Source organism: Streptomyces sp. NPDC033174 (assembly GCF_055577795.1).
In genome coordinates this window covers 456,774-475,420 of the sequence record NZ_JBVIPQ010000005.1, presented here as the reverse complement: position 1 = coordinate 475,420, position 18,647 = coordinate 456,774, and the positions used below count along the sequence as shown (strand labels likewise).

Here is an 18,647-nt window from a genome sequence, read left to right as displayed (position 1 = left end):
AGCAGCGTTCCTGGATCGGCCGGGACGACACCCACGGCCTCCGTCTTGGGACTGCGCCGCTCCTGGCTGGCCACCCAGGTGGCGAACCGGGAGAGCAGCAGGGGTCCTTCTCGCCCATGTACGGCCTCGTTGATCATCTCCGGGTCGAGCGCCGACGTGGGCTCGTCGAAGAGCCTCACCTTCGGATCCATCGCCAGCGCACGGGCGATGGCGACGCGCTGCCCGCCAGAGAGCTGCGCCGGGTACTTGTCGGCCTGCGAGGCGAGTCCGACGCGGTCCAGGAGTTCGCGGGAGCGCCGGTCCGCCCGGTCCTTCTTGAGGCGGCGGACCTTGACGGGGGCGAGGGAGACGTTCTGCAGGACGGTCTTGTGGGCGAAGAGGTTGAAGGACGGGAAGACCATGCCGACGTCGGCCCGCAGCGCCGCGAGCCCCTCGCCCTCCGCCGCAGCGGCCGGCCGTCGATGGCGATGTGGCCGGACGCGATGGTCTCGAGCCTGTTCATGGTGCGGCAGAGCGTCGACTTGCCGGATCCCGAGGGCCCGATGACGACCACCACCTCGCCGCGGCCGACGCCGAGACTGATGTCCTGGAGAACGTGCAGGGAGCCGTAGTACTTGTTGACGTCGCGTAGTTCGATCAATGGATCGACGGCCATGCGCTGCCCTGCCCCATCTCAGCGGAGTCGCGGTCAGCGCAAACTATCCACCACGAAAGGGGACTTCAGAGGAGACACGCATAAAGGCGGCATAAGCCGTATTTACTGCAAAAGGGTGTGCCGTTCAGCCTCCCGCGGGTCAGCTCTCGGCCGCCTCGGCATAGACCTGCGACAGCTCGGGTGCCCCGCTCACCGCCCAGTCGAGCCCCGCCGCCACCACATTGATCTGGCGGCCCGAGACGAGCCGGACGACGGGCTGGCCGTCGGGCCTGACGTGCCATGAAGCGCCCGGGACCGTGCGCACGATGACCGTGCCGAGATACAGGCCCGCGTCGTTGCCGAACCAGGGCAGCTCCTCGGCGTCGTCGCGCCAGCGCGGCGGGAGCTGGTCGATCGCCTCCAACGAGGCGGGTGTGTCGTCCAGTTCGACCCCCGAGTCCTGGACCCTGGCCCGCAGCAGCTCGCACTCGGCGAGCAGCTGCGCCACGCCCTCGGGGTCGCGGTCGAAGGCCGAGATCAGCGCCGGGGCCTCCTCGGTACCGTGCCACTTACGCCAGGCGTCCAAGAATGGGATGTTCATCAGTCCAGCCTCGCACTGCGGGGGCCCGGCGCACCATAGGGCGCGCGGATCCCCTGGCGGGCCGGGGCGGCGGCCCCCTCAGAGGTCCAGGTCGACGACGACCGGCGCGTGGTCCGACGCGCCCTTGCCCTTGCGCTCCTCGCGGTCGACATAGCTGTCCTTGACGGCGTCGGCGAAGGGCTTGTTGCCGTAGACCAGGTCGATGCGCATGCCCTTGTTCTTGGGGAAGCAGAGCTGGCGGTAGTCCCAGTAGGTGAAGGGGTGGTCGTACTTCAGCGGGCGCGGCACCACGTCGGCGAGCCCGAGCTCGCGCAGACCCGCGAGGGCGGCCCGCTCGGGCGCGGTGACGTGCGTGGCCCCCTCGAAGAGCGAGACGTCCCAGACGTCGTCGTCGGTCGGCGCGATGTTGAAGTCGCCGAGCACGGCGAAGGGGCGCTCGGCCGCCGCGTCCTCGGCGACCGCGCCCTGGAGCGCCTCCAGCCACCGCAGCTTGTAGGCGTAGTGGTCGTGGGCGACCTCCCGGCCGTTCGGCACGTACACCGACCAGACCCGGGCCGGGCCGCACGTCGCCGAGATCGCCCGGGGCTCCTGGACGCTCTCGTACTCCGGGGCGCCGGGCAGGCCGTGGACGACGTCCTCCAGTCCGACGCGGGAGATCAGGGCCACGCCGTTCCACCGCCCGGTGGCGTGCACCGACGACTCGTACCCCAGCTCGCGCAGCTGGTCGGTGGGGAACTGCTCCGCGGTGCACTTGGTCTCCTGGACACACAGCACGTCCGTGCCGGTGCTCTCCAGCCAGGCCAGCAGCCGGGGCAGTCGGGCGGTGATCGAATTGACGTTCCAGGTGGCGATGCGCATACCCGGAAGCCTAACGGCGGGGTGTGACAGCCGGCCGGGTGCGGTCGGCCGGGGCGGTCACAGATCGCTTCACAGGTCGGTGGAGTCCCCGGGGACGAGCCGCCCGTGGTCCGTGCCGCCGAGCGCGCCGATCTGGTTGTCGTAGATGGGCCGCGCGAGGTCGGTGAGGAGCGCGTCGTGGATGTCGATGGCCCGCCGCGGCTTGACCTCGCGGACGTAGTCGATGACCTCGGAGATCTTGTTCCAGGGGGCCATCACGGGCAGCATCAGCGTATCGACGGGGTGCTCGGGGACGGTGAGCGCGTCGCCCGGGTGGAACACCGAACCGTCCACCAGGAAGCCGACATTGGTGATCCGCGGGATGTCCGGGTGGATCACCGCGTGCAGCTCGCCGTGCACCTGGACGTCGAATCCGGCGGCGCTGAAGGTGTCGCCGTGGCCGACGGTGTGGACCCGGCCGGGGAAGGCGGCGGAGAGCTTCTCCGCCACGCTCCTCAGCGTCCAGATCTCGGCGCCCGGGCTGGACTCGAGCCCGGCACGCAGCCGGTCCTCGTTGAAGTGGTCGATGTGCTCGTGCGTGACCAGGATGACGTCGGCGCCGACGGCCGCGTCCTCCTCGCTGAAGGTGCCCGGGTCGATGACGAGCGTCCGCCCGTCCTTCTCCAGCCGGATGCACGCGTGCGACTTCTTCGTCAGCTTCACTCGACCCCACCTCACGACGCCGGTACCGCCCGTCACCCTACTCCTGCGGGGTGGTCTCTTCCTTGATCACCCGCTGCACCACGCGGAAGGCGCTGTTGGCCGCCGGTACGCCGCAGTACACCGCGGTCTGGATCAGTACTTCCTTGATCTCGTCCGGGGTCAGGCCGTTGCGCAGGGCGGCCCGGGTGTGGAAGGCCAGCTCCTGCAGATGACCGCCGGCGATCAGCGCGGTCAGGGTCACACAGCTGCGGCTGCGGCGGTCGAGGCCGTCGCGGGTCCACACCTCGCCCCAGGCGTAGCGGGTGATCAGCTGCTGGAAGTCGGCGGCGAAGCCGGTACCGTCGCCGAGCGCGTGGTCGACGTGTGCGTCCCCGAGCACCTCGCGACGGACCTTGATCCCCGCCTCGAACGGGTCGGGGCGGCCGCCCGCCGCGGCCTGGGGCGCGCTCTGCGGCGCGGGGCCGATCTCGGCGACGGGGGCGACCGGGGAGGAGAGGGCGGGCATCTGTGGCGCCGGCGCGATCGCCGTCAGGCCCGTCGCCGTGTCGGAGCCGGTCTGCCAGGCCGTGGAGAAGTGGCGGACGAGCAGGTCGGTGACGGCGGCGGGCTGCTCGACGGGCGCCAGGTGGGAGGCACCGGGGACGACGGCGAGGCGCGAGTCGGGGATGCCGGCGACGAGGGTTCGGGCCTCCGCCGGGCCGGTCACCTGGTCGTCGGAGCCGACGAGGACGAGCGCCGGGATGCCGATGCGGCCCAGCTCGGAGCGGACGTCGAAGGTGGCCAGCGCCTCGCAGGCGGCGATGTAGCAGCCGGGGTCGGTCGTACGGACCATCTGCACGGCCCACTCGACGATGGCGGGCTGGGCCGCGGCGAATCCGGGCGTGAACCACTGCTCGGGGGCGCTGCGGGCCATCGGGTCCAGGCCGTTGGTGCGGACGACCACACCGCGATGGCGGAACTCGTCGGCGGTGCCGAACCGGGGCGAGGCGGCGATCAGCGCGAGCGAGGCGACCCGGTGGGGCGCCCGCAGGGCCAGATCGGTGCCGATGGCGCCGCCGATGGAACAGCCCGCGAAGCCGAAGCGCTGGACGCCGAGGTCGTCGAGAGTGGCCAGCAGACGGTCGGCGAGGTCGGTGACCGAGGCGGCCGGGTGGGCGGGGGCGCCGCCGTGGCCCGGCAGGTCGAAGCGGATGACCCGCCACTGGCGTGCCAGCTCGGGTATCTGCCGGTCCCACATGTGCAGGGTGGTGCCGAGCGAGGGACCGAGGACCAGCACGGGCGCGTCGTCGGGCCCGTCACTGTGGTACTGCAGGGGTCTGGACGCCTGCGGGGGGTCCTGGGACAGGGGTGCCTGGGGCTGCGTCATCGGGGCCGGGGGCGTCTGCGTCTCACTCACTCGCGCCAGGGTAGTGAGCGGACTACCCGCTTCCGGTCATGGGGTCGTGGTCGAGACGACGTACACCCTGGGCGTGGCCGGGTCGGTGAGGTCGACCGTGACGTCGAGGCGCGGCCGCGGATCGGGGCGGCTCAGGGAGGTGCCCGACCAGACCTGCTCCGGCGGGAAGTGCCAGCCGACGACCTCGGCCTCGTGGCTGGTGATGGTGACCTCGCCCTGGCGCAGCTGGGAGCGGCTGGAGCCGACGTTCATCAGGAAGTCGTCGAGGCCGCTCGCGTTGGTGGTGAACTGCACGTAGAGCCGGCTGGACTTCCAGTTGCTGGTCTCGAAGTAGGCGACCCGGGCCGACCCGTCGGGGATCGGGATCTCGAAGACGCGGCGCTTCATCAGGGAGGGCCAGCTGGCCCGGAGCCCCGTGGCCGACGACTCGGCCTCCTTGTCGCGGCCGCTGTCGCGGCTCTGCTCGGCGGAGACCAGCAGATAGCCGGCCGGGACGCCGATGAGCAGCACGATCACGATCGCGGTGAACCAGCGCCGCCGTGTCCTGTGGCGTCGGTCCTCCGGCAGCTTGGCGCTGTCGCCGGGGGACGTGGACTGGTGGGGCACGGTCATGGTGTGGGGTCCTGGGGGGTGCTGTCGGTGCGGGTGGTGCTGTCGGTGCCGGCCGGACCGTCGGTGGGTCCGCTGCCCGTGGCGCTCTCGGTACGTGTACCGAAGCCGGCGCCGCCGTTGCGGATGGCCTGGGCGTAGCGCTCGTACCGCTCGTAGCGCTCCAGGCGGCGGCGGTTCGCGCGGCGGAACCGGCGCGCGACGAGCCGGGCGAGGTCGGCCGCACCGACCATACCCGCCTCCGGGCCGAGCTGGGCCTTGGCGATCCGTGCCTCGGGGCGGTAGCCGCGGCCGGTGAGGTGGCGGCGGAAGGCCTCCCGGGCCGGGCCGATCAGCAGGTCGTCGGCGGCGCTGACGCCTCCGCCGATGACGAAGCAGGAGGGGTCGAGGGCGGCCGCGAGATTGGCGATGCCGACCCCGAGCCACTGCCCGATGTCCTGGAACAGCTCGACGCACATGGCGTCGCCCTCGCGGGCGAGTTCGGTGATCAGGGGTCCGGTGATCTCCTGGATGTTGCCGTTGACCCGGTCGATGATGTTGTACGCGACCGGGGAGTCGGCGGCCGCCAGCTCCCGTGCCTCGCGGACCAGCGCGTTGCCGGAGCTGTACTGCTCCCAGCAGCCGCGGTTGCCGCAGGGGCAGCGGTGCCCGCCGGGCACCACCTGCATATGACCGAACTCACCCGCGACCCCGAACTTGCCGCGCTTGACCCGGCCGTCCTCCAGGATCGCACCGCCGATACCGGTACCGAGGGTGATCATGACGAGGTGGTCCTCACCACGCCCCGCGCCGAAGCGCCACTCGGCCCACGCGGCGGTGTTGGCGTCGTTGTCGACCATGACGGGCACCGCGAGGCGGGACTGGAGGGCGTCGCGCAGAGGCTCGTTGCGCCAGGCCAGATGGGGGGCGAAGAGAACCGTCGCCCGGTCGGCGTCGACCCAGCCGGCGGCGCCGATGCCGACGGCGTGCACGTCGTGCCGGTCGGAGAGGTCGAGGACCAGCTCGGCGATGGTGTCCTCGACGACCTTGGCGCTCTTGGACTTGTCCGGCGTCTCGGTCTTGATCTTCTCCAGGATGACGCCGTCCGCGTCGACGACACCGGCCATCACCTTCGTACCGCCGATGTCGATGCCGACCGTGGGCACGCGCGGGGCGGTGAGGTGCGAGCGCCGCTCCCGTGTGCCGACGGTCCGCAGGGCGGTGGCCCGCGCGGAGGCACCGGGGCTGCCCCCTGCTCGAAGAGCCCGGGGGAAGGTGAGATCGCGGTACGTACTCATCGGTTCGATTCTGCCAGGTGCCGCTGGACGGGGTTACGAGGACGCGGGCCGCTCCAGCTCGTGACGCAGATCCTCGAGCTCGCTGCCGCCCGCCATCTGGCGGGTCAGTTCGTCCAGGGTGATCGAGTCCCGGGTGTGGCTGCCGGACATGACACCGCGCTTCAGCAGCACGAAACGATCACCAACGAGGTAGGCGTGGTGCGGATTGTGTGTGATCAGTACGACTCCGAGGCCCGCGTCGCGGGCCGCCGCCACGTACTTCAGGACCACACCGGACTGCTTCACGCCGAGGGCCGCGGTCGGCTCGTCCAGGACCAGCACCTTGGCGCCGAAGTGGACCGCCCGGGCGATCGCCACGCACTGGCGCTCGCCGCCCGAGAGGGTGCCGATCGGCTGGTCGACATCGCGCAGGTCGATGCCCATGCGGAGCAGCTCCGCGTGGGTGGTGCGGCGCATCAGGTCGACGTCGAGGCGCTTGAACGGGCCGGCGCCCCTGGTCGGCTCGGACCCGAGGAAGAAGTTCCGCCAGACCGGCATCAGCGGGACGACGGCGAGGTCCTGGTAGACGGTGGCGATGCCCCGGTCCAGCGCCTCGCGCGGGGACGCGAGGGCGGTCTCCTCGCCCTCGATCCGCAGCGCGCCCGCGTCGTGCCGGTGCAACCCGGCGATGATCTTGATGAGGGTGGACTTGCCGGCGCCGTTGTCGCCCAGGACGCAGGAGATCTCGCCCGCGTGGACCTCCAGGGAGACGCCTTCGAGAGCCCGGATGTTGCCGTAGTACTTACTGACGTCGTCGAGCTCGACGAGAGCGGTCGACGGGGTGTCCGATGTCATCGCGTGGCCTCCGCGCGCTTGCGGACCCATGCGTTCAGCAGGGTCGCGAGAAGGAGCATCGCCCCGAGGAAGAACTTGAACCAGTCGGGGTTCCACTCCGCGTACACGATGCCCTTGCTGGTCATGCCGAAGATGAAGGCACCGACGGCCGAGCCGATCGCGGAGCCGTAGCCGCCGGTGATCAGGCATCCGCCGATCACCGCGGCGATGATGTAGATCAGCTCATTGCCCACACCCTCGCCCGACTGCACGACGTCGAACGAGAACAGCAGATGCTGGCCGGAGATCCAGGCGCAGAAGGCCACCCCCATATAGAGGCCGATCTTGGTCCTGAAGACCGGGACGCCGACCGCGCGGGCCGCGTCCGAGCCGCCTCCCACGGCGAAGATCCAGTTGCCGAAGCGGGTGCGCAGCAGGATCCAGGTGGCGACGGCGACCAGGGCGAACCACCACAGGATGGTCACCTTCAGATCGACACTGCCGAGGGTGAGCTGCGAGGCGAAGAGGGACTTGGCGGAGGCGAAGCCCTCCATGTCCGCGATGGACTTGGTGGAGACCGTGCCGCTGATGAGCTTGGTGAAGCCGAGGTTCAGCCCGGTCAGCATCAGGAACGTGCCGAGCGTGATGATGAAGCTCGGCAGTTTGGTGCGGGTCAGCATGAAGCCGTTGAAGAACCCGAGCGCCAGGGTGACGAGCAGGGAGACCCCGACGCCGACCCAGACGTTCGCGGTCATCTGGTAGCTGAACATCGACGAGACCAGGGCGGAGGTCGTGACCATGACGCCCGCGGACAGGTCGAACTCGCCACCGATCATCAGCAGCGCGACCGGCACCGCCATGATCCCGATGGTCGACGCGGCGTAGAGGACGGTGCCGAAGCTGGACGCCCGCAGAAAGCTGTCCGCGACGATCGAGAAGAAGACGAAGACGGCGGCGGCGCCGACGACCGAGCCGAGCTCGGGACGGCCGAGGAGGCGGCGCAGCGGCGAGGTGCGCAGCAGCCGCTCGTCGGCCGGCACCCGGGGGGCGGGTGGTGCGGTCGTGCTCATCGGGTCCCCCGCTCCGTGAAGTCCTGGAGTGCGGCCGCGTCCTTGTCGGTGATGATCTGCGGTCCCGTCAGGACGGGCCGCCCGCCCCCGAGCACGTCCGCGTTGTACCGGTGGAGCCAGAGCAGGTCCACGGCCTCGTATCCCTGGAGGTAGGGCTGCTGGTCGACGGCGAAGCCGAGGGTGCCGGCGGTCAGGGCGGTGGCGACCTTGGCGTTGAGGTCGAAGGTGTCGATCTCGGCCTTGCTCTGGGCGGTCTTCCTGGCCTGGACGGCGGCGTCCGCGAACGGCGCGCCCAGGGTGACCACCGCGTCGATCGACGGGTCGGACTGGAGCTTCGCCTCGATGGAGGCCTGCACGTCGGGCATGTTGGTGCCGTCGACGTAGAGGTTCTGCAGCGCGCCGCCGAAGGTCTTCTTGGCCCCGGCGCAGCGCTGTTCGTGGCCGACGTTGCCCTGCTCGTGCAGGATGCACAGCGCCTTCTTCCGGCCGCGCTTGTCGAGCTCGTCGCCGACGGCCTCACCGGCGATGGTCTCGTCCTGGCCGATGTGGGTGAGCGCGCCGTACGCCTTGGACTGCTCCGATCCCGAGTTGACGGTGATCACCGGGATGCCGGCCTTGACGGCCTTGGCGACGGCGGCCTTCATCGCGTCGGGCTTGGCGAGGGTGACGATCAGTCCGTCGACCTTCTTGTCGATGGCCGCGTCGACGAGCTGCGCCTGCTGCTGTGCCTCGTCGCTGTGCGAGTAAAGGAAGTTGATGTTGTCCTTGACGGCGGCCTGCTTGGCGCCGTTCTGGACGATGTCCCAGAAGGTGTCGCCGTCGCCCGAGTGGGTGACCATCGCGAAGGTCCAGCGGGGGGTGTTCACCGCCGAGCGGCCCTGGGCCGCGGCCGCCTTGCGGGCGTCCTCGGCCCGCTTGCCCCCGGTGCTGCTGCATCCCACGAGGGAGACTCCGAGGACCGCCGCCAGTACGGCGCCGATCGCGCGTACCCCTGTCCGAACCTTTGCCACGAAGCCGTGCCCTTCTCGCTGTTCTTCCCGGTGCGGCCGGGGCACATTGAGCCTGGTCCCGACCGCCCAAGTATCGGTCATGGGGATTCGCCGGACGGTCATCGGGTGCGTGTGCGGGTGTGGCATCCGATCCGTCACCGTGTTCCACGCGCGGTGAATTCCTCGAGCTTCGGTACGTCCTTACCGGTGACGAGGGCGGGCCCGGTGAGGACCGGCTTTCCGCCTCCGACGACGTTTCCGTTGGTCCTGTGGAGCCAGAGTTCATCGACGCCCAGATAGCCCTGGAGATAGGGCTGCTGGTCGACGGCGAAGCCGATCTCCTCGGCCTTGAGCTGCTTCACGACCGCCGCGTTGAGGTCGAAGGTGTCGATCTCGGCCTTGCTCTGCGCGCCCTTCCTGGCCTGAACGCTCGCCGCGGCGAAGGGCGCGCCGAGGGTGACGACGGCGTCGATGTCCTTGGCGCTCTGGAGCTTCGCTTCGATGGAGGAAGTAGAGGCCGGCATATTGGTGCCCTCGACATTGAGGTTCTCCACCGTGCCCTTGAAGGTCTTCTTCACTCCGGCACAGCGCTCTTCGAGGGAGACATTGCCCTGTTCGTGGATGACGCAGAGGGCCTTTTTCTTACCTCTTCGAACGAGTTCTTCGCCGACGGCCTCTCCCGCCACTGTCTCGTCCTGGCCGATATGGCCGAGTGCGCCGAAGGGGAGGGAGTGCTGCGCACCGGAGTTGATGGTGACGACGGGTATCCCGGCGGCGACGGCCTTGGCGATCGCGGCTTTCACGGCATCGGGTTTGGCGAGGGTGACGATGATGCCGTCGACCTTCTTGGCGACGGCGGTCTCGATGAGCTGGGCCTGTTCCTTGCCCTCTGGTGCGGCGGAGTAGAGGAACTCGACGTTGTCCTTGGCAGCGGCCGCCTTGGCGCCGCTCTGGACGATGTCCCAGAAGGTGTCTCCGGCCCCGGAGTGGGTGACCATCGCGATCTTCATCCGCGGAGTGGTGGCGGCCTTGCCGTCGGGGCCGCCGGCCTCCTTGCCGCCGGAGCCGCTGCAGCCGGCGGCGGTGAGCGCGACCGCGGTGAGCAGCGCCGCGGTGGTCGTACGGGTGGTACGCATCCTGGGTCCGCCTTGTCTCCCCGGCCGCCCCGTTGCGGCTGGGTGCGTTTCTACGGCGGTGACGCGACCCCGTCAAGACTTTGTCCGAACATTCTTACAGACGTGGCCGAAGTGTGGGGCGCCTACGGCCGGACGAGAAGCTGGAACTCGAAGGCGTACCGCGAGGCGCGGTAGATGTGGGAGCCGAACTCGACCGCCCGCCCGGTGTCGTCGAAGGTGGTCCGCTCCATCGTGAGCAGCGGGGCGCCCTCCCGCTCGGTGAGGAGCTCGGCCTCGGCCGGGGTGGCCGCGCGGGCACCGACCGTCTGGCGGGCGCTGTGCAGGGTGATGCCGGCGCCGCGCATCATCCGGTACAGGCCGGTGGCTTCGAGCACCTCGGTCGCCGGCTCCAGCAGCCCGACGGGCAGATGGTTGCGCAGGCGCGCCATGGGCTCGCTGTGGGTGCAGCGGAGCCGCTCGATGTACCGGACGTCGCCGCCCTCGGGGATGCCGAGCGCGGCGGCGACCTGCGCGGTCGCGGGCTCGACCCGGTTGGTCAGCACGATGGTGGCGGGGCGCTGGCCGGCCGCCTCCAGGTCGTCGTAGAGGCTGCTGAGCTCCAGAGGGCGCTTGACCTGGCTGTGGACGACCTGGGTGCCGACGCCGCGGCGGCGCACCAGCAGGCCCTTGTCGACGAGGGACTGGATGGCCTGGCGGACGGTCGGCCGGGAGAGACCGAGCCGGTTCGCGAGGTCGATCTCGTTGCCGAGGAGGCTGCCGGGGGTCAGCGCGCCGTTCTCGATGGCGGCCTCGAGCTGCTGGGCGAGCTGGAAGTAGAGCGGGACCGGGCTGGTGCGGTCCACTCCGAGGGGGAGCGACACGGCGGGACCGGCCTCGGCTCGCGGCGCTCTCGGCCGTCTCGGCTCTCTCGGCTGCTGGGACACGGCCCGAGCCTAGTACCGGGAAATGATGACGGGAAGTCGTGAAGTCCGGTTGTCAGGACAAACGCTTGACATGATGACGGGCCGCCGCCACCTTGGGGCCATGCGCATCGGACTGATCGGAACGGGACGTATCGGGGCCTTCCACGCAGGTGCCCTCAGCCGCCACCCCGCGGTCGACTCCCTGGTGCTGGCGGACGCGGATCCGGCCCGGGCGGAGCAGGTCGCGGAGGCGATCGGGGCGACGGCCGCGCCGAGCGTCGACGCGCTCTTCGACCGGGGCCCGGACGCCGTGGTCATCAGCTCGGCCACCGCATCCCACGCCGAGCTGATCGCCCGCGCCGCCCGCGCCGGGCTGCCCGCCTTCTGCGAGAAACCCATCGCCCTGGACCTGCCCGGGACCATCGACGCGCTGCGCGCCGTCGAGTCGGCCGGCACGGAACTCCAACTCGGCTTCATGCGCCGGTTCGACGCCGGATACGGCGCGGCCCGTGAGGCCGTGCGGTCGGGCCGGCTCGGGCGGCTGCACACCGTCCGCGCCACGACCGCCGACCCCGCGCCGCCGCCCGCCGCCTATCTGCCCCTCTCCGGGGGCCTCTACCGGGACTGCCTGGTCCATGACTTCGACATCCTGCGCTGGGTCACCGGGCGGGAGATCACCGAGGTGTACGCCACCGGCTCGGACGCGGGTCCGTCCATGTTCCGCGAGGCGGGGGACGTCGACACGGCGGCCGTGCTGCTCACCCTGGACGACGGGACGCTCGCGACGGCGACCGCCACCCGCTGCAACGGCGCCGGTTACGACGTCCGCATGGAGCTGGCCGGTGAGCGCGACCAGATCGCCGTGGGCCTGGATGACAGGACCCCGCTCACCTCGGTGGAGCCGCAGGGCCCGCCCCCGCCGGACAAGGCGTGGCCCGGCTTCCTGGAGCGGTTCGCCCCCGCGTACGAGGCGGAGCTGGACACCTTCGTACGGCTCGTGCGCGCCGAGGTGCCCAACCCCTGCGACGGGCGCGAGGCACTGAACGCCCTACGGGTCGCCGAGGCCTGCGAGCTCTCCCGGCGGGAGCGCCGTCCGGTGGTGCTGGACGAGGTGGACGCGGAGGTCTGACGGCGGCGCCGCCCACCCGCCGGCACGCGGACCTCACGGCCTCACCGCGTCACGCCCTCTCGACCTCACCGCGGCGCCGGGTCACCGCTTCACCAGGTCACCAGGTGATGGGCACGTGGCGGACGCCGCGCATCAGGAGCCCGGGCAGCCACTCCGGCGGCCCGGCGGACGTGTCGAGCGCCAGACGGGGGAAGCGCTCCAGCAGGGTACGGACGGCGATCCGGCCCTCCAGCCGGGCGAGCGGGGCGCCCAGGCAGTAGTGGATGCCGTGCCCGAACGCCAGATGCCCCTGCGTGTCCCGGCGGATGTCGAAGCGGTCCGGCTCCGGGAAGCGCGCCGGGTCCCGGTCCCCCGCCGCGATGCCGACCAGGACCGGCTCGCGGGCGGGGATGAGGGCGTCCCCGATGCGGACCGGTTCACGGGTGAAGCGAGCCGTACCGGTCTCCACCGGCCCGTCCCAGCGCAGCATCTCCTCGATCGCCCCGTCGAGCAGCCCGAAGTCGGATTGCAGAGCGGCGAGTTGGTCCGGGTGGGAGAGCAGGGCGCGGATACCGCCGGAGATCAGGTTGACCGTGGTCTCATGGCCGGCGATGAGCAACAGATAGGCCATGGCGCGCAGTTCGGCGGCGGACAGCCGGTCACCGTCCTCGGCGCGCGCGGCCAGCAGCGCGGACAGCAGGTCGTCGGCGGGCGGTGAGCAGCGCTTGTCCTCGATGAGTTCGTCGAGGTACGCGGCGAACCCTTCCACGGCGTCACGTTCGGGGGCCGCTCCCGTGGGAGCGACGATCTCGCCCGACCAGGCGCGGAAGGTGTCCCGGTCGGCCGCGGGCACGCCGAGCAGTTCGCAGATGACGGTGATGGGCAGCGGAAAGGCGAGCGCGTCCACCAGATCGGCGCGCCCGGCCGGCTGCCCGGCCTGCCCCGCCTGGGGGCCGGCGGACGGTGAGCCCGCCGCCGCCATCGCGTCGACGAGCTCGTCGGTGATCCGCTGGATGCGCGGCCGCAGGCTCTCCACGCGGCGGCCGGTGAACTCGCGGGCGACCAGCTTGCGCAGCCGGGTGTGGTCGGGCGGATCGACGGCGAGCAGATTCGGCCCGACGATCTCCTCGTCGAGCAGTGCGTAGCCCACGGTGGAGGCGGACTTGGACAGCCGTGGGTCGGCCAGCGCGGCGCGCGCCTCCTCGTGGCCGACGATCAGCCAGAAACGGTCACCCTCCCGGCTGCGCACCTCGTGGACGGGGCCGGCGGCACGGAGTTTCGCGTAGTACGGGTACGGGTTCGCGGTGAACTCGGAGCCGTACTCCCCCAGATCGATGACGGACATCGCGCCAGCCTACGCACGGCCCTGCGTGTCGAGCAGCCCCGCGTCATGAACCAGCAGTGCGATCTGGACACGGTTGTTGAGGCCGAGTTTGGCGAGAATCCGCGAGACATGGGTCTTGACGGTGGGCAGGCTCATGTAAAGGGCGGCCGCGATCTCGGCGTTGGAGCGTCCCTGCCCCACGGCGACGGCGACCTCCCTCTCCCGTTGGGCGAGTTCGGCGAGTCGGCCCGCCGCCGTGACGCGCCGCGGCTGCTCGGGGGAGTCTGCGACATGGGTCATCAACTGCCGGGTGACAGCGGGCGAGAGGACGGGGTCACCGGCCGCGACCCGGCGTACCGAGGCGACGATCTCGGCGGGTGGGGTGTCCTTGAGTACGAAGCCGGCGGCCCCGGCGCGCAGTGCGCGCAGGACCTGCTCGTCGGCGTGGAAGGTGGTGAGGACGACGACCTCGGGGGCGTCGGGGCGGGAGCGGAGCCGTTCGGTGGCGGTCAGACCGTCGATGCGCGGCATCCGGATGTCCATCAGGACGACGTCGGGGCTCAACTCACCGACGAGCGCGGGTACTTCGGACCCGTCGGCGCCCTCTCCGACGATCTCGATGTCGTCGGCTCCGCCGAGCATGAAGGTGAGTCCCGCGCGCACGAGCGGGTCGTCGTCGATGATGAGCAGGCGGATGGTCATGAGGGCCACGGTAGCCAGGCGCGCAGGGCGAACCCGCCGTCGGGAGCCGTTCCGTGGGTCAGCCGTCCACCGGCGAGGGTGGCGCGTTCGGTCAGTCCGATGAGTCCCTGGCCCGATCCGGGAACGTGCGGGACGGGGCCGATGGGCGCGGGGTTGTGGACGTCCAGGGTGAGCCCCTCCCCCGGGCGGCCGCGCACGGTGAGGGTCACCTCGGTGCCGGGGGCGTGCTTGCGGGCGTTGGTGAGACCCTCCTGTGCGATGCGGTAGACCGTGCGGCCGGTGGCGGCGGGGACGCCGGCTTGATCGTCGATCGCGTCGTCGAGGGTGACCCTCATACCGGCCTGCCGGGACTCGGTGATCAGGGCGCCGAGCGTGGCCAGGGTCGGCTGCGGCCGGTCGCTCTCGTCGCCGTCCTCGCCCGGGGCGCGCAGGACCCCGATGATCTCGCGAAGGTCCTGAAGGGCCTCGTGGGCGCTGTCCCGGATCACTCCGGCGGCCCTGGCGACCTGCGCCGGGGGCGCGTCGGGCCGGAATTCGAGAGCCCCGGCGTGGACGCTGAGCAGGGTCAGCCGGTGGGCGAGCACATCGTGCATCTCCCGCGCGATCGCCTCGCGGGCGGCCCGCTGCGCCTGCCGCGCGCGGAGCTCGGCCTCGGCCTCGGCCCGCCGGGCGCGTTCCCGCAGCGCCGCGACGAGCTGGCGGCGGGCGCGTACGAGCATGCCCCAGCCGGTGATCAGCAGGAACATCATGACGGCGATGGCGATCGCGAGGCCGGTGTGGATGCTCGGATCGGGCCGTACGAAGACCTGGACGACTCCGGCGGCGACCGCCACCGAGGTGATCGCGGCGACCTGTCTGAACGGCCGGTGCACCGCGGCCCCGAACAGGCTGACCAGGAGGGCCCCCGAGGTGGCCGGAGCCACCGCACTGACCACCGAGAGGACGACCGCGAGACCGGCGGGCCACCGGCGGCGCAGCCAGAGCGCACAGCACGCGGCGGCGCCGGCCAGCTGGTCGGCGAAGACGACGGCGTCCGAGGTGTTGTACCGATCGCTCGCCTCGGCGGCGAGGAGCCCGATGAACGCGGCGAGGACGAAGCCGCAGGTGTCGACGACCCAGTCGCGTACGGTCCGGCGCGGCCGGGCTGCGCCTCGTGGTCCGCCGTCGCTTCCGGCCCGGTCGCCCGGGAGGTCGGGGTCGAGCGGGTCCGCCAAGGCCGAGGGCAGCAGCCAGGGGTGGTCCGTGCGGGTCATACGGCCCAAGTTACGCAGGCGAGGGGCGGGCGGCCGGCCGTTCCGGCCCGGTGGATACCAAAGTCGCGCGGTTGAAGACTTTCGGACCACGCGGCCGCCCGGCGGACCGGATCACCATCGGCACATGAAGAGGTTTCTGGAGATCGTGGGTACGGTGCTGCTGTTCGGCGGCGGCTGTGGAGTGATACGCGAACTGACGGACGGCTGGTTCCGTCTCCTCGGCTTCACTCGCCTCCTGACCGACCATGTCGCGCTTCTGCAGGGCCGGGAGCTCCTCGTGAACATCGTGATCGCGGTGCTTGGTCTCGCCGTGCTGATGATCGCTGACCGGCGGGCGAAGGCCTGATCGTGCCCCCGGGCCCAACGAGGCCTACTGAGCGATCGGCGTGGGGGTGTCGTGACGGGGTAGCCGGGCCCGTGACGCCCACGCCCACGCCCGCGCCCGGGTCTTCGGACGGACGAACGGAGAGCGCATGCCGGTCGACCTCGTCGGTTTCCTCGGCGTCGTGCTGGTGGCGTACGTGGTCCCCGGCCCGGACCTCCTCGTGGTCGTGAGATCGGCGGCCGAGCATCCGTCGAAGGGGCGAGCCGCGGCGTTGGGTGCGCAGGCCGGGCTGTGCGTGCACATGCTCGCCGCCGCCGTCGGGCTCTCGGTGGTCGCCGCTCGCTCTCCCCTGGTGTACGACGCGATCAGGCTGTTGGGGGCGGCCTACCTGGTCTGTCTGGGGGTGCGGGCGGTGCTCGCCGCCCGGCGGGCCGCCCAGGATCGGCGGCGCGCGGTCGGGGAGGCGGCTGGTGGACCCGAAGACGGCGCCCATTCCCCGGCCGGGGTGGCGGAGGGCGGGTCCGCCCGGGGTCGTTGGCGGTCCGGCTTCAGCCAGGGTTTCCTCACCAATGTGCTCAACCCCAAGGCGGCGCTGTTCTTCCTCAGCATCCTGCCGCAGTTCGTCGACGGCAGCGGTTCGCTCACCCGCGACATCGTCTTCCTCGGCATCCTGGACGTCCTCATCGGCGTCATCTACTGGTTCGCCCTCGTCCTCGTCGCCGCGCGGCTGCGGGCCCTGCTCGCCCGGCCGAAGGTCCGCCACCGCTGGGAGCTGGCCACCGGCTGGCTGTTCATCGCCATCGGCATAGGGGTCGCCGCCGTCGCCTGACCCCCGTCACCTCCGGGCTGCTGTGCTTGGACCGGCCGGCCGGGACGCGGGAACAACAACCCTGGCCCTGTAGGGCACCCCGCCGGCGACGGGCGGGTGATACGCGCCGACGTAACGAAGCACTACTGGGGCCGGCTCTCGGCTGCGCTCCGGCCCCAGCTCGTACCGGCGAGAACCAGCAGCGCGCCCACCAGCCCCAGGACGCCCAGGTGTTCGTTCCCGATCGCGATACCGGCGGCCGCGGCCCACAGCGGTTCCGTACCGAGCAGCAGGCTCACCCTCGACGGGGAGGTCCGGCGCACGGCCCACATCTGCACGAAGAAGGCGAAGAGCGTGCAGAAGACGGAGAGGAAGAGCAGCCCCGCCCACTCGCGCGGGCCGAAGGAGACGGCCACCGCCCAGGGGGAGGAGCCGGTGCCGGGGGCGGCGGCGAGCACGGCGAAGACGGCGACCGCGCTGCCCAGCTGGACGGTGGTGAGGGAGAGCGAGTCGGCGCTCCGCACGGCCTTGATCCGGGACATCGCCAGGACGTGAACCGTCCGGGCGACGGCCGCGAGCAGCATCAGGAGGTCGCCGGTGGAGGGGGTGGTGAATCCGCCCCCCTGCGTCAGCAGGACGACACCGGCGACCGAGAGGCCGGCCGCGGCCAGGAACGCCCTGGGCGGACGGGTCCTGGTCACCGCCGCCTCCGCCAGCGGGGTGAAGATCATGGTGAGGCTGATGATGAGCCCGGCGTTGGTGGCCGAGGTGTGGACGACTCCGTAGGTCTCCAGCAGGAAGATCCCGCTGAGGACGAGCCCGAGCAGGCCCGCTCCACGCCACTGCTCCGTGGTCAGCGCCCGCAGCCGGCGCCGTCCGGCGACGGCGAGGACGGGCAGGACGACGGCGAAGCGCAACACCAGTACGGCGACGACGGTATGCGTGGTCGTGATGCCCTTGGCGGCCAGATAGCTGGCGCCCCACACGACCGCGACGGCCAGGACGGGCAGATCGGTGAGCCAGGCCCGGCGGGGGGCGAGGGCGGGCGCGGAGGCGGATGCGGCGATCGACGACATGGAGGGCCGTTGCTCCCACTCGGTGAAGGGTGTCGCGGTGACGAGTGTGGAGACGTCGGCGGCTCGCACGCGGGACGATCACCGTACCCGCGGGCCGCGCACTGGTCGAGGGAGAATTCGCCGAACTGCGCGGGGCCGGTGGACCGGTAGACCTTACTCATCGCGGGGGGGGCGCGGGCCCGCGTCGCTGTCCGATTCCCGCCAGCGTGGGGGCAGCCTCGACGGTTTTCTTGAACTCGCAACCACTACTGAGCACCACAGGAAGGTTTCGAGATGTCTACGACGACCACATCGGCCCTGGTCACCGGCGGCAGCCGCGGCATCGGAGCGGCGACCGCGCTGCGGCTCGCGCGGGACGGCGCGCAGGTGGCCTTCACCTATGCGCGGGACGAGGCGGCGGCCAAAGAGGTCGTCCGCAGGATCGAGGCCGTCGGGCGGCGCGCGCTCGCGATTCGCGCCGACGCCGGGGACCCGGCGGACGCGGCCGGGGCCGTCGAGCGGGCCGCCGCGGAGTTCGGCCGGCTCGACGTCCTGGTCAACAACGCCGGTGTCGGCGTGCTCGGCCCGCTGGAGAGCCTCTCCGCCGATGACGTCGACCGGACCCTGGCGGTCAATGTGCGCGGTGTCTTCCTGGCGTCCCGGGCGGCCGCGGCCCGGATGGAGCGCGGCGCGCGGATCATCACCATCGGCACCTGCATGACGCAGCGCGTCCCGGGGCCGGGCGGGACGCTGTACGCGATGAGCAAGTCGGCCCTGATCGGCCTGACCAAGGCCCTCGCCCGTGAGCTGGGCGAGCGGGGCATCACGGCGAACATCGTCCACCCCGGCCCGATCGACACCGACATGAACCCGTCGGACGGACCGTACGCCGCCGGGCAGAGCACGATGACGGCCCTCGGCCGCTTCGGCGACCCGGACGAGGTCGCGTCGATGGTGTCGTTCCTGGCGGGACCGGGCGCGCGGTTCGTGACGGGCGCGGAGTTCTCGGTGGACGGGGGGCACGCGGCGTAAGAACTCCGTCCCGCCGGCGAGCTGTTTCCCCGCGCGGCGAAAAAGCGCGCGCG

Annotated in this window: 19 protein-coding genes and 1 pseudogene; 4 read left to right on the top strand and 16 right to left on the bottom strand. The window is 71.4% G+C overall.

Going from position 1 to position 18,647, the window contains the following annotated elements; translation table 11 throughout:
• Positions 1–119 precede the first annotated feature (119 nt).
• The 12 genes and pseudogenes from ACZ5VC_RS18980 to ACZ5VC_RS18925 form a co-directional block, all read right to left on the bottom strand.
• A pseudogene (locus ACZ5VC_RS18980) lies at positions 120–655 on the bottom strand (amino acid ABC transporter ATP-binding protein); the annotation flags it as partial.
• Between the two features lie 139 nt (positions 656–794).
• Positions 795–1,235, bottom strand: a complete 441-nt coding sequence (locus ACZ5VC_RS18975; protein ID WP_469121158.1) for a DUF6278 family protein — start codon at positions 1,233–1,235, stop codon at positions 795–797.
• Between the two features lie 78 nt (positions 1,236–1,313).
• The gene (locus ACZ5VC_RS18970) at positions 1,314–2,093 is read right to left on the bottom strand and encodes an exodeoxyribonuclease III (protein ID WP_469121157.1); all 780 of its coding nucleotides are present in this window, start codon (positions 2,091–2,093) and stop codon (positions 1,314–1,316) included.
• A 69-nt stretch (positions 2,094–2,162) separates the two neighbouring features.
• Positions 2,163–2,795 carry an MBL fold metallo-hydrolase gene (locus ACZ5VC_RS18965; RefSeq protein ID WP_469121156.1) on the bottom strand — a complete coding sequence of 211 codons (633 nt, stop codon included), beginning with the start codon at positions 2,793–2,795 and terminating at the stop codon, positions 2,163–2,165.
• A 37-nt stretch (positions 2,796–2,832) separates the two neighbouring features.
• Positions 2,833–4,161: a bifunctional 3-oxoadipate enol-lactonase/4-carboxymuconolactone decarboxylase PcaDC gene (gene pcaDC / locus ACZ5VC_RS18960; RefSeq protein WP_469121329.1), complete on the bottom strand. Its 1,329-nt coding sequence runs from the start codon at positions 4,159–4,161 to the stop codon at positions 2,833–2,835.
• A gap of 66 nt (positions 4,162–4,227) precedes the next feature.
• Positions 4,228–4,803, bottom strand: coding sequence for a hypothetical protein (locus ACZ5VC_RS18955; protein WP_469121155.1), 576 nt, complete (start codon positions 4,801–4,803; stop codon positions 4,228–4,230).
• Positions 4,800–6,077: an ROK family glucokinase gene (locus ACZ5VC_RS18950; RefSeq protein ID WP_469121154.1), complete on the bottom strand. Its 1,278-nt coding sequence runs from the start codon at positions 6,075–6,077 to the stop codon at positions 4,800–4,802. Before ACZ5VC_RS18950 ends, ACZ5VC_RS18955 begins: the two co-directional genes overlap by 4 nt.
• A 33-nt stretch (positions 6,078–6,110) precedes the next feature.
• Entirely contained in the window at positions 6,111–6,941 is an 831-nt protein-coding gene (locus tag ACZ5VC_RS18945) for an ATP-binding cassette domain-containing protein (protein WP_468703909.1), read from the bottom strand.
• Positions 6,908–7,960, bottom strand: a complete 1,053-nt coding sequence (locus ACZ5VC_RS18940) for an ABC transporter permease (RefSeq protein WP_469121153.1) — start codon at positions 7,958–7,960, stop codon at positions 6,908–6,910. The genes ACZ5VC_RS18945 and ACZ5VC_RS18940 overlap by 34 nt, the downstream gene beginning before the upstream one ends.
• Positions 7,957–8,970, bottom strand: a complete 1,014-nt coding sequence (locus ACZ5VC_RS18935; RefSeq protein WP_469121152.1) for a sugar ABC transporter substrate-binding protein — start codon at positions 8,968–8,970, stop codon at positions 7,957–7,959. Before ACZ5VC_RS18935 ends, ACZ5VC_RS18940 begins: the two co-directional genes overlap by 4 nt.
• Before the next feature lie 134 nt (positions 8,971–9,104).
• A complete protein-coding gene (locus ACZ5VC_RS18930; protein ID WP_469121151.1) occupies positions 9,105–10,085 on the bottom strand; it encodes a substrate-binding domain-containing protein in 981 nt (326 codons plus the stop codon).
• Positions 10,086–10,207: 122 nt separating this feature from the next.
• Complete coding sequence (locus ACZ5VC_RS18925; RefSeq protein ID WP_469121328.1) at positions 10,208–10,927, bottom strand: GntR family transcriptional regulator; 720 nt, start codon at positions 10,925–10,927, stop codon at positions 10,208–10,210.
• 181 nt (positions 10,928–11,108) lie between these two features.
• Here ACZ5VC_RS18925 and ACZ5VC_RS18920 point away from each other — a divergent pair, with 181 nt between their 5' ends.
• Complete coding sequence (locus ACZ5VC_RS18920) at positions 11,109–12,116, top strand: Gfo/Idh/MocA family protein (protein WP_468703917.1); 1,008 nt, start codon at positions 11,109–11,111, stop codon at positions 12,114–12,116.
• A gap of 97 nt (positions 12,117–12,213) precedes the next feature.
• Here ACZ5VC_RS18920 and ACZ5VC_RS18915 read toward each other — a convergent pair whose 3' ends face one another.
• The 3 genes from ACZ5VC_RS18915 to ACZ5VC_RS18905 are packed head-to-tail and all read right to left on the bottom strand — an operon-like array spanning position 12,214 to position 15,374.
• On the bottom strand, positions 12,214–13,440 hold the full coding sequence (locus tag ACZ5VC_RS18915) for a cytochrome P450 family protein (protein WP_469121150.1): 1,227 nt from the start codon (positions 13,438–13,440) through the stop codon (positions 12,214–12,216).
• 9 nt (positions 13,441–13,449) lie between these two features.
• On the bottom strand, positions 13,450–14,121 hold the full coding sequence (locus ACZ5VC_RS18910; protein ID WP_469121149.1) for a response regulator: 672 nt from the start codon (positions 14,119–14,121) through the stop codon (positions 13,450–13,452).
• Entirely contained in the window at positions 14,118–15,374 is a 1,257-nt protein-coding gene (locus ACZ5VC_RS18905) for a sensor histidine kinase (RefSeq protein ID WP_469121148.1), read from the bottom strand. The genes ACZ5VC_RS18910 and ACZ5VC_RS18905 overlap by 4 nt, the downstream gene beginning before the upstream one ends.
• 124 nt (positions 15,375–15,498) lie before the next feature.
• On the opposite strand from ACZ5VC_RS18905, the gene ACZ5VC_RS18900 reads away from it, so the two are divergent.
• Together ACZ5VC_RS18900 and ACZ5VC_RS18895 are read left to right on the top strand one after the other, a co-directional pair.
• Positions 15,499–15,720, top strand: a complete 222-nt coding sequence (locus ACZ5VC_RS18900) for a hypothetical protein (protein ID WP_469121147.1) — start codon at positions 15,499–15,501, stop codon at positions 15,718–15,720.
• A gap of 127 nt (positions 15,721–15,847) precedes the next feature.
• Positions 15,848–16,528, top strand: coding sequence for a LysE family translocator (locus tag ACZ5VC_RS18895; protein ID WP_469121146.1), 681 nt, complete (start codon positions 15,848–15,850; stop codon positions 16,526–16,528).
• Positions 16,529–16,650: 122 nt separating this feature from the next.
• Here ACZ5VC_RS18895 and ACZ5VC_RS18890 read toward each other — a convergent pair whose 3' ends face one another.
• Positions 16,651–17,583, bottom strand: coding sequence for a DMT family transporter (locus tag ACZ5VC_RS18890; protein ID WP_469121327.1), 933 nt, complete (start codon positions 17,581–17,583; stop codon positions 16,651–16,653).
• A 273-nt stretch (positions 17,584–17,856) separates the two neighbouring features.
• On the opposite strand from ACZ5VC_RS18890, the gene ACZ5VC_RS18885 reads away from it, so the two are divergent.
• A complete protein-coding gene (locus ACZ5VC_RS18885) occupies positions 17,857–18,594 on the top strand; it encodes an SDR family oxidoreductase (RefSeq protein ID WP_469121145.1) in 738 nt (245 codons plus the stop codon).
• Positions 18,595–18,647 lie beyond the last annotated feature (53 nt).